This window comes from Kribbella sp. NPDC050281 (assembly GCF_040655855.1).
Classification (GTDB): Bacteria; Actinomycetota; Actinomycetes; order Propionibacteriales; family Kribbellaceae; genus Kribbella.
Window position 1 is genome coordinate 1 of sequence record NZ_JBFAKS010000087.1, and the last position, 9,236, is coordinate 9,236.

At 67.2% G+C, this 9,236-nt stretch carries 8 protein-coding genes; 5 read left to right on the top strand and 3 right to left on the bottom strand.

Annotated elements, in window-relative coordinates; all coding sequences use genetic code 11:
• The first annotated feature begins 135 nt into the window (after window positions 1-135).
• The 4 genes from AB0I34_RS43780 (at window position 136) to AB0I34_RS43795 (ending at window position 5,221) form a co-directional block, all read left to right on the top strand.
• Window positions 136-1,701 carry a hypothetical protein gene (locus AB0I34_RS43780; protein ID WP_360458558.1) on the top strand — a complete coding sequence of 522 codons (1,566 nt, stop codon included), beginning with the start codon at window positions 136-138 and terminating at the stop codon, window positions 1,699-1,701.
• A 38-nt stretch (window positions 1,702-1,739) separates the two neighbouring features.
• Window positions 1,740-3,377 (top strand): LuxR C-terminal-related transcriptional regulator, encoded by a 1,638-nt coding sequence (locus AB0I34_RS43785; protein ID WP_360458561.1) that lies wholly within the window; start codon window positions 1,740-1,742, stop codon window positions 3,375-3,377.
• A gap of 81 nt (window positions 3,378-3,458) precedes the next feature.
• Window positions 3,459-4,655, top strand: a complete 1,197-nt coding sequence (locus tag AB0I34_RS43790; RefSeq protein WP_360458564.1) for an NAD(P)/FAD-dependent oxidoreductase — start codon at window positions 3,459-3,461, stop codon at window positions 4,653-4,655.
• Window positions 4,656-4,711: 56 nt separating this feature from the next.
• Window positions 4,712-5,221, top strand: a complete 510-nt coding sequence (locus AB0I34_RS43795; RefSeq protein ID WP_360458567.1) for a DinB family protein — start codon at window positions 4,712-4,714, stop codon at window positions 5,219-5,221.
• A gap of 46 nt (window positions 5,222-5,267) precedes the next feature.
• Here the strand turns inward: AB0I34_RS43795 and AB0I34_RS43800 are convergent, their stop codons facing one another.
• Window positions 5,268-5,753, bottom strand: coding sequence for a hypothetical protein (locus AB0I34_RS43800; RefSeq protein ID WP_360458571.1), 486 nt, complete (start codon window positions 5,751-5,753; stop codon window positions 5,268-5,270).
• 181 nt (window positions 5,754-5,934) lie between these two features.
• On the opposite strand from AB0I34_RS43800, the gene AB0I34_RS43805 reads away from it, so the two are divergent.
• The gene (locus AB0I34_RS43805) at window positions 5,935-6,795 is read left to right on the top strand and encodes a CPBP family intramembrane glutamic endopeptidase (protein ID WP_360458574.1); all 861 of its coding nucleotides are present in this window, start codon (window positions 5,935-5,937) and stop codon (window positions 6,793-6,795) included.
• Window positions 6,796-6,838: 43 nt separating this feature from the next.
• Here AB0I34_RS43805 and AB0I34_RS43810 read toward each other — a convergent pair whose 3' ends face one another.
• Window positions 6,839-7,402, bottom strand: coding sequence for a GNAT family N-acetyltransferase (locus tag AB0I34_RS43810; RefSeq protein WP_360458577.1), 564 nt, complete (start codon window positions 7,400-7,402; stop codon window positions 6,839-6,841).
• Window positions 7,403-7,624: 222 nt separating this feature from the next.
• Window positions 7,625-8,863 (bottom strand): IS110 family transposase, encoded by a 1,239-nt coding sequence (locus AB0I34_RS43815; RefSeq protein ID WP_360458580.1) that lies wholly within the window; start codon window positions 8,861-8,863, stop codon window positions 7,625-7,627.
• Window positions 8,864-9,236 lie beyond the last annotated feature (373 nt).

The following is a 9,236-nucleotide window of genomic DNA, read 5'->3' on the forward strand; positions in this document are numbered from 1 at the left end:
CCCGCCTGAACTGACACCGCGGCTGCGGCCGGTTGCGCACGACCTCTCGCGCGGAGGCCTTGTTTCGGATACCGTCTTTGATAATTTCGGTCATGGCCGAAATCCGATCACCGCCCTGATCAGGAGGTTTGTCCGATGGAGAATCATGCTGCTGGGGTCCACCGTCGTACGTTGCTCGGCGCCGCCGGGCTCGGGGTGCTCGGCTGGAGGATGTCCACAGGCACCGCGCGGGCTGCCGGTGCAGAGGACTGGACTACCCGAGCCAAGTTCGACTCGCTCGACCTGGGTTTCAACAACGGCAACGGCCGCAAGGACGAACTCAACGAGAACCGCGGTGCGGTCGGTTGGGGCGAGGCGTACATCCTGCAGTCCTACCTGCTCATGTGGGAGGCCTACCGGGACCCTTACTACCTCGACAAGACGATCGATCACGCCGACCACATGCTCGCCACCCGCGACTCCGTGCGCGGCGTGAGCGACTGGCGCGGTCTGTCGCTGCCCGCGTGGCGGATCTACTGGCCGTACTCCGCGGGCGAGTTGGCGCTCGCCGACGTGCAGGGACGGCCATCGCTGCGGCTCCGGACCGCGTGGACGTTCGCGGAGAGCCTCGACGTCACCGTGTCCGCCGGGACCAATCCGGGCACCTTCAAGATCACGACGTACCACCGCGACAACCATGTCGGCCGGACCCACGACAACCTGACGATGGACCCCGCTTCGGCCGACTTCGCCGTACGCCGGATCAACACGGCCTTCGACGGCCGGGTCGATCTGCTGACAGCCAAGGATCTGCGGCCGTCGCCGGACGCCGCGGGTGATCCGGGGCCGCTGGTCGACACCATGCACTCGGCGTACTTCCACTCGTCGGTGCACTCCGGGCAGGCGGCGTACCCGCTGGCCTGGTTCGGGCGGATCGTGGCGACGACTCCTCGGCTGCGGTCCGTACGCCGGTACCGGGACAAGGCGAAGGAATACCTGGACGCCGCCGAACGGGCGCTCGCGGTCCACGACCACGAGTACCGGCTGTCCGACCAGGGCGGCGGCTATTACATCTACGTCCGCGACGTGCCGAACAACCTGGACGGCGTCGACCTGCCGCACAACTACGCCACCTCGCCGGCGCGGGCGTACCTCGAACTGACGCTGGCCGGCCGGCACAAGCACCGCCGGCGAGCGACCGAGCTGGTCCAGGACTTCGTCGGCGACCTCACTCGGCAGACCGACGGCACCGCCACTTGGCACTACTACCGGACCAACGGATGGCTGTGGTCCGGCTGGACCCGGGCCGACGATCTGTCCGACAACTTCCCGGCGCACGGACCGAGTCGCCAACAGGAGGACGTGTCGCACGCTCACGTCAGCATCACGATGGCGGCGACCGCTTACCGGGCCCGGATCGGCGTCACCACCGACGACATGACCCAGCTGTGCCGCACGTTCAGCCAACGAGTCCTGGTCACCGCATCGAACGGCAGGCCGACGGTCACCACGAACGTGGACGGCAGCGGACCGTTGTCCAACCCGGCGTACGAGTCGATCATCCCAACCTGGCTCGGCGTGGCGTCGTTCGGCGACACCCAGGCATTGGTTCGCGCTGCCGCCGAGCGGTTGGCGGTCAACAATCCGGCGCCCGAGGTGGTCCCCATGTTCTCGACGGCCTACCTGAACTGGGCCGCTCGCACCGGCGCCCGCCTGCGCTGACACTCGACCAACCGCGCCAGGCTGGCCAAACTGGGCCTATGCGCCCAGCCGCAGCACGACGCTCCGCCGGCGAGGCATTGTCACGGCATGCATGGGGGGATGCGTACGCGATCCTGTCCGACGGCGATCGGCACCATCCGCTCGCTCCCGACGACCTGGAGCGGTTCGCGCTTGCCGCGCACATGATCGGCAAGGATCCGGAGAGCGACGACCTGTGGACGCGAGCTCATCATGCATGGCTGAGCGATGGCGAGGTGTCGCGAGCCGTGCGGTGCACGTTCTGGCTGGGCGTCAACCTGGTGGTGAGCGGCCGGTGGGCGCAGAGCGCCGGCTGGTTGGCCAGAGGACGACGACTGCTTGATGCGACGCAACAGGGCAGCGTCGAGGAGGGGTACCTGCTCGCGCTGGAGGGGCTGCAGCGGTATCTCGCCGGGCACGCCGTTGATGCCAAGGCGGCCGCGGACGAGGCGTTGACGTTCGCCACCAGGTTCAGCGACCCCGACCTGCAGACCTTCGCCATGGTCACCATCGGCGAGAGCCGGATCCGGCTCGGTGGAGCAGGCGAAGGTATCCGGCTCCTCGACGAGGCGATGATCGCGGTGACGGCCGGCGAGGTGTCACCGATCGTGTCCGGGCTCGCGTACTGCGCCGTGATTGCGGCCTGCCATGAGATCTTCGATCTGCGTCGGGCCAAGGAGTGGACCGCCGAGCTGTCGCGTTGGTGTGCGGCGCAGCAGGAGCAGGTGCCCTACCGCGGCGTGTGCCTGGCCCACCGCGTCGAGATCATGCGGTTGCAGGGCGACTGGTCGGATGCTGTGGACGAAGCGAACCAGGCCTGCCGGTGGCTGGCCTCATTGCCGTCCGTGCGGTCGGCCGACGCCGCCTATTACCAGCTCGCAGAGCTTCACCGGTTGCGTGGGGAGTACGGCGACGCGGAGCAGGCCTACCGTACGGCGAGCGGATTCGGGCAGACCGCTCAGCCTGGACTTGCGCTGCTGCTCCTGGCCGCCGGAGACACTGGCGCTGCCGAACGTGCGATCCGCACCGCACTCGACGGCGCATCCGACCAGGGGGCGCGGTGCAGGATTCTGCCGGCATTCGTCGAGGTGATGTTGGCCGCGGGAACGATCGAGGTTGCTCGAACTGCGGCAGCGGAACTGGCCGCGGCCGCCGAGAGGCTACGCGCACCCTTGCTGACAGCCATCAGCGAGCACATGACGGGGGCAGTGCTCTTGGCCGCGGGTGATGCGCGCAGCGCCCAGGCGGTGCTCGGCCATGCGGTGGCGACGTTCCGCGAACTCGATGCGCCGTACGACGCCGCCCGCGCCCGTCTGCTGATCGGGCTGGCCTGCAGGGAGACGGGCGACGAGGTGACCGCGAGGCTGGAGATCGAGGCCGCCAAGTCGCTCTTCCTGGAGCTGGGAGCAGCGCCGGACCTCCTTCGCGCTGAGGAGTTGGAGCTCAAGGCCACGACCAGGGCTGCCAGCTTGCTCACGGTCCGGGAGCTCGAGGTCCTGCGGCACGTCGCGGTGGGGAAGTCGAACCGGGCGATAGCAGACGACCTGTTCCTGAGCGAGAAGACCGTTGCTCGTCACCTGAGCAAGATCTTCATCAAGCTCGGTGTCACCTCACGGTCGGCGGCCACGGCGTACGCCCATCAGCACAACCTGGTCTGACACCTGCGAAGAATTACCCACGTCCAGCACGGGACATTCTGTGGACGCGGTGAACCCGGTTCGCTGCCTAGCGTCGACTACATGACGAACCAGATGTACGACGCCATCATCGTCGGTGCGCGGTGCGCAGGCTCGTCGACCGCGATGCTCCTGGCCCGCCGCGGCTACCGCGTGCTCGTGGTCGATCGTGCGACGTTCCCGAGCGACACGATCTCCACACATCTCATCCACCCGCCCGGCGTTGCCGCTCTGGACCGGTGGGGGCTGCTTCCCGCCGTGATCGCAAGCGACTGTCCGGCGATCGACACCTACTCCTTCGACTTCGGCGACCTCATCATCGAGGGGTCACCGGCAGGGGCTGGATCTCGAGTCGCGTACGCGCCACGCCGTACGGTCCTGGACAAGATCCTCATCGACGCTGCCAAGGAGGCGGGAGCGGAGGTGCGCGAGGGCTTTAGCGTCGAGGATCTCGTGATCGAGGGTGACACCGCGACGGGGATCATCGGCCACAGTGCCGGCAGGAGCAGGGTCACGGAGTACGCGCGTGTTGTCGTCGGCGCCGACGGGGTCCACTCACTCGTCGCGAAGGCTGTCGGCGCCGTCCAGTACGCCGAGAAGCCGAAGCTCCAGCACAGCTACTACTCCTATTGGACAGGTCTGCCGATGGACGGCCGGTTCGAAACCTACGTCCGGCCCGACCGGGCCTTCGCCGCCTGGCCGACCAACGACAGCCGCACTCTGGTCATCTGCGGACTGCCGATGCGGGACTTCCACGACAGCCGTTCGGACATCGAGGCCGGCTATCTCGCCACCATGGCTCTGGTCCCGTCGTTCGCGGCCCGGGCCAGGACGGCCACCCGCGTGGAGCGGCTCGTCGGAACGGCGGTCCCCAATTTCTTCCGCACACCGTACGGGCCCGGCTGGGCACTGGTCGGCGACGCCGGCTATCTCAAGGACTTCATTACCGCCCAGGGCATCCAGGACGCCTTCCGGGACGCAGAGCTGTGCGTGCAGGCACTCGACCAGGCCTTCACCGGCAGCCGGACGTACGACGCGGCCATGAAGGAGTACCAGGACACCAGGGACACCCAGGTCATGCCGATGTACGAGTTCACCGCCCAGCTCGCCTCGCTGGAGCCACCGGACCCGGAGATGCAGCGACTGCTCGGCGCGGTATCGCAAAGCCCCGCGGCGATGGACGGCTTTGCGAGGGTAGCGGCGGGCGTCACTTCGCCCGCGGAGTTCTTCTCGAGCCCAACCCTGGCTGCGCCCTCGTGAAGCAACACACGGTTTCCAAGATCTCGGAGTGCGGGACATCTGCGTAGCCTGTGGGAATGGCTGAGGTGATTCCGATTGCGCGTAGTCGTCCCATCTCGCGTGGGTCCGAGCGGGCGATGCTGGAGAGCATGCTCGACTTCTATCGGGCCACTGTGGTCAACAAGGTGGCTGGGCTGACGGATGATCAGGCGTTCACGGCGGTGGTTTCGCCGTCGAGCCTGACGCCGGCGACCGTGGTGAAGCACCTGGCTGGGACCGAGCGGTTCTGGTTCAGCATCGACTTCGCAAATCTGGACGTGGAGTGGCCGTGGCTGGAGGACGATCTGCACGGCAACTTCCGGATCGAGCCTGGTGACACCTTGGCTACGATCGTCGATGACTATGTCCGGGAGTGCCAGAACTCTCGACGCGCGATCACGGACGCTGACCTCGAGGATTCCGCCCGCGGTGATGACATGGACTTCACGCTGCGGTTCGCGATGATCCACATGATCGAGGAGACCGCCCGCCACTGCGGCCACCTGGACCTGTTGCGCGAGGCAACAGACGGCACCGTTGGCAGCTAGCCGTGGGTGCGTGTCCGCACGCCCCGCTGGTCGGTATCGGTGTGCGCTATCCCTCGGAGAGGGCCTCGATCACGTCCTTGGAATGGGTCAGCGGCACCCTGCTGCCCTCGAGCTCGATCCGCGAGCTGCTCTCGGGATGGATCAGCTCGAGCACCCTGACGTTCACTCGCTGGTGGACCTTGACCTCCAGCCCCGCCCTCGCGACGTTGAAGACCATCGCACCGGGCTCCTTGCTGCGCGACCGGCCCTCGAAGCCGTAAACCCCGTCGGCGGTCACTCCGACCAACATGTACTCGGGCATCCCGTGGGCGGCCGCGTTCGCGCGCATGCCACCGATCACGCCCGCGAAGTCACCGACGGCCTCACCTACCGAGCCACCGACTCCGCCCAAGGTGCCGCCCGCCAAACCGCCGGCGAAGAGCGAGCCGGTCTGGCCGCGGGGGTTGAACTGGCCTGCGGCGATCACCTCATCGGCGATCCCATCGCGCGTCAGAGCCTGCTGAACCGCGCGCTCGATCGTTTCCTCGGACATCGCTCCTCCTGGCGCTCGAGGTTGACCAGCCGTAGCCCCAGACTCGCAGGTATGGCTCCGAGTTGACAGGAGGCCCGCCTCAGCTGCTGTCCGATCACACCGCGAGGGCTTTCCTGGGCTGTCTGGCGCTGCCACGCTGGCACTGTCGGCATCGGAGGGCGCCGACAGGGGGGAGGGCATTGTGGCTTCACCGGAGAGTGCCGGCGCCGCATCAGGGGCGAGGTACCGCATTCAGCCAACGGTCAAGGTCGGGATCGGGCTGATCGTCATCTACGCGATCGTGCTTGCCGTGATTCAGCAGACGTCCGGTGTCGAGTACGACGAGTTTGTCGACAGCGCGGAGAACGCGTGGAAGGCACCGGTCCTCTCGCTCGGCGTCGGGGCGGTCCTCCTGCTGGCCTTCATGGCCTGGGCACGCTGGGACATGATCTGGCGCGACCCGGAGCGGCTCCCGATGCCACGCATGGCATGGGTGCTTCTCGGAGCGTTCGTGGCCACGATGGTGGTGCGCCTCGTCGGCATCCGGTACGGCGACATCGACCGTGAACTGCTGCTCGCGGTCCTCTGCCTAGGTGTGCTGGTCGGTCTGACCGAGGAACTGCTGTTCCGCGGGTTCTTCCTGCGCTGCATGCGGGGCGCCGGGCTGTCCGAGGGCATGGCCGCCGTGTGGACAGCCCTCGCCTTCGGCCTGTTCCATCTGCCGAACGTGTTCCTCGGCACCGGGGTTTCCGGGCTGGGCCAGGTCGTCCTGGCAGGCCTTAGCGGCGCCGCGCTGTACTTCTTCCGCCGGGCCTTCGGGCTCATCGTGGTGGCGATGGTGGTGCACGGCCTGTTCGACGTCGGGACGTTCCTGGAGCCTGACTACGCGCCCGACTCGATCGGTAACACGGCGTTCGTCCTGAACTTCATCGCGTACGTCCTTGCGGCGGGCTCCTTCTTCTACCTGATCCGGAACAACCGCAACTTCAAGGTCACCCCAGCCGGGATCGTCCCGATGCCAGAACAGCAGCCGCGCGCCGAGCCGAGCCCCGAGCAGGGCTAGGCGCCCCGGCTCGTGTCTCGCGTGGCGGCTAATCCTGACTTGGTTACCACTCGTCGGCTACGCGCATTGGATGCTTGCGCACGGAGTCTCTGAATGCGGCGCTGCGAGGACCGACCGATCGTGTCAGGAGGAGGTCATCGGAGACCCAGGTGCTCCCATCCGCTCCGGCCAGGATCGTCGCACCGGGGGCAATCTCCCAGCCGGCCCGACTGTAGAACTCGACGAGGTGCGGGCCACAAGTCAGGACCGCCACATCTGCTGGGCCGGCGTCGATGCGGGCAATCGCAGCGGCAACCAGCAGTCCGGCCCAGCCCTCACCTCGAAAGGCAGGGAATGTCATCACCGCTGTCGGGCTCTGCACGACGTAGTGCTCTCCGCCAACCGAGACGGTCGTAGTGATGATCTCAAGGTGGCTGACGAGCTGGGAACCAGCCGCGTACAGCAGGTGGTGAGGCCTCAGGTCAGGATGAGAGGTCCAGTCACGGAACCGGTTCGGTCCGGTGAATCCCTCCGGCCAGATGATGCGCAGGAACGACAGTACCTGCGCCTTGAGAACCTCCGGCAGATGTTCGTCGGCACACTCGCGGAGTTCGATGTTTGTCTGCACGTCGCCACGGTTCTCGTCTCAGGGCACGCTTCGCAACCTGTTTACGGTGTGGGATGTGCCTGCGCAGGCGAACTGGGACACCTGGGGTAAGAGCACCTGAGACGGAACGACTCCGGGGCGGCTCCCAGATTGGGAGCCGCCCCGGCTGTTGTCGTTCTCCCGAAGGACCGAAACCACCCTCTGACGCGAAGATTCACCACGGTGGTCTTCGCGTCGGGGCGTTTAGGGCGCGGTGTCGAGGGTGACGCGGTAGCCCATGGCTTGGAGTTGTCGGATGGCGCGGGTGCGGGTGCGTTCGGGGTTGAGTCGGGTGTAGTAGTCGGCGCCGGGGTCGGTGTAGAGGGTGCCGGTGGTGGCCATGTGCCAGATCGCGGTGAGCATGGAGTGCTGGATCGCGACGTTGGCTTTCTTGGGTCCGCGGCGGCTGGCGATGCGGCGGTAGCGGGCGCCGTAGTAGGTGCGCGGGTTCTGGGCGCAGGCCATGGCCGCGGCACCGAGGGCGCCTTGTAGGTAGGGGTTGCCCGGCCTGGTCTTGCTGGACTTCACCTTCCCGGCGGATTCGTTGTTCCCCGGTGTGGTGCCGGCCCAGGCAGCCAGGTGCTTGGCGGTGGGGAAGCGGCTCATGTCGGCGCCGGTCTCGGCGACGATCACGTCGGCGGTCAGGGTGGCGATCCCGGGGATGGTGCAGATCAGGGCCCGGAAGGCCTGAAAGGGCTCGATCACCTGCTCGATCCGGGCGGTGAGCTGGTTGATCGCGGCGGTGTGGCGGTCGATGAGGTCCAGATGCACCCGGGCCAGGAACGCGTGATGCTCACCGAACCGCCCGTTGAGCGCCTCGGTCAGCTCGGGGATCTTCGCCCGCAGCCGCCGCTTGGCCAGGTCAGCCAGGGCGGTCGGGTCGCGATCGCCGGCGATCAGGGCCTCCAGCATCGCCCGCCCCGACACCCCGAGGATGTCGGAGGCGACCGCTGACAGCTTGATGCCGGCATCCTCGAGCAGCTTCTCCAGCCGCTGGGCCTCCCGGGCGCGTTCGCGGGTGATCGCCGTCCGGGCCCTGGTCAGATCCCGCAACTGCCGGATCTCGGCCGGCGGCACGAACGAGCCACGCACCAGCCCATGCGCACCCAACTGCGCCAGCCAGGTAGCGTCCGCGACGTCGGTCTTACGGCCCGGGACAGTCTTCACGTGGCGGGCGTTGACCAGCAGCACCTCCACACCGGACAGGTCCTCGAGCAGGTAATAGAACGGCTTCCAGTAGTCGCTGGTCGCCTCCATCACCACACACGTGACCCGTTGGGCGGCCAGATGATCGCGCAACGCGAGGATCTGGCCGGTCATCGACGCCCACGTCGTGACCGTCTCGACCGTCTTGCGCCGACCCGCGCCGGCGATCCGGACGCACACCTTCGCATCCTTCTTCGAGATGTCCAGCCCGGCACACCGCGCATGCACCACTTCCATCGCCACCAACCCCTTCCCACGACTCCACCTGAAGCGTCCGTCGCGGGGAGGGCAGGGAAGACTTCAAAGTCTGACGCTCGGGCTCGATGGCACCAATCCACGGTTCCCGTGGAAGCCCTCCGCCACCATGCTGACCTACAGGCTCACCGGCACCACAGAGGAATACGGGGTCGACCACGACGAACCCCACCAGTCTCAACCCCACCAACAACCCCCAGCAACACAGCGGCGCCGAATCTTCGCGCACCATGGTGCGCCTCGAAGACGGCGCCGCGTTGCTGACCTGACCCTATGTGGGCCGGGCGTGGGCCGTGCCCCCTTCCCTGCTCAGTCCGGCGAACGTACGTTCCCGGTGATATCTACGAGCTCGGGA

Coding starts and splice junctions, on each gene's coding strand:
- AB0I34_RS43815 (WP_360458580.1), bottom strand. CDS start 8,863: ATGGAAGTGGTGCATGCGCGGTGTGCCGGGCTGGACATCTCGAAGAAG.
- AB0I34_RS43785 (WP_360458561.1), top strand. CDS start 1,740: ATGCGCCCAGCCGCAGCACGACGCTCCGCCGGCGAGGCATTGTCACGG.
- AB0I34_RS43795 (WP_360458567.1), top strand. CDS start 4,712: ATGGCTGAGGTGATTCCGATTGCGCGTAGTCGTCCCATCTCGCGTGGG.
- AB0I34_RS43800 (WP_360458571.1), bottom strand. CDS start 5,753: ATGTCCGAGGAAACGATCGAGCGCGCGGTTCAGCAGGCTCTGACGCGC.
- AB0I34_RS43780 (WP_360458558.1), top strand. CDS start 136: ATGGAGAATCATGCTGCTGGGGTCCACCGTCGTACGTTGCTCGGCGCC.
- AB0I34_RS43790 (WP_360458564.1), top strand. CDS start 3,459: ATGACGAACCAGATGTACGACGCCATCATCGTCGGTGCGCGGTGCGCA.